This window comes from Bartonella sp. AP57NXGY, from assembly GCF_042195805.1.
Lineage (GTDB): Bacteria > Pseudomonadota > Alphaproteobacteria > Rhizobiales > Rhizobiaceae > Bartonella.
In genome coordinates this window covers 1-654 of the sequence record NZ_JBHIOZ010000559.1, presented here as the reverse complement: position 1 = coordinate 654, position 654 = coordinate 1, and the positions used below count along the sequence as shown (strand labels likewise).

The following is a 654-nucleotide window of genomic DNA, read 5'->3' as shown; positions in this document are numbered from 1 at the left end:
GTAAAGTGAAGATTGCCAAAACCGCCATTCCCTCCTTTTGCAAGGCGATAGCGCTGTCCCACTTCCGTTAAATCACATATTAACGTTGTATTATCTTCTTCAAAAATTTGCGTCCCAACCGGAACTTTAAGGATGACATCATCACCCTTCTCACCCGTCATATTACGCCCCTTGCCATGTCCCCCTGTTTTTGCTTTAAAATGCTGCTGGTACCGATAATCAATCAGCGTGTTAAGTCCATCAACAACAAGAGCCCAGACATCACCACCCCGTCCTCCATTCCCTCCATCAGGCCCCCCAAATTCTATGAATTTTTCACGGCGAAATGATACTGCTCCAGAACCTCCATTACCAGAACGAATATAAACTTTAGCTTGATCAAGAAATTTCATTGGAAACACTCACTGAGGAATCAATCTCTCTACCTCTATAGGCAATACATTAATTTTACCAGTTTTTCATCATTGATAACAGAAAAACTGTCACTATCGCTGATAACTCTTTGAGAAAAAAATCATCGCATTTAAATAGGTTAAGTAAAATTAAGTCTTCTTAAAAGAAGGTGCTATTCTTGTACTTTTGTTTTTCCCTTAAATTCAAGTGCTAGAAGATAAAGCTCTACTGATTCTGATCGGCTTGCGGGTGGTTTAACAT

The 654-nt window shown here is 39.8% G+C and carries 2 pseudogenes; both read right to left on the bottom strand.

Annotation, left to right across the window (positions count from 1 at the left end):
- Nucleotides 1–392, bottom strand: a pseudogene (obgE, locus tag ACFIL8_RS12030) (GTPase ObgE); the annotation flags it as partial.
- Between the two features lie 173 nt (nt 393–565).
- Nucleotides 566–654: pseudogene (locus tag ACFIL8_RS12025) on the bottom strand (23S rRNA methyltransferase); the annotation flags it as partial.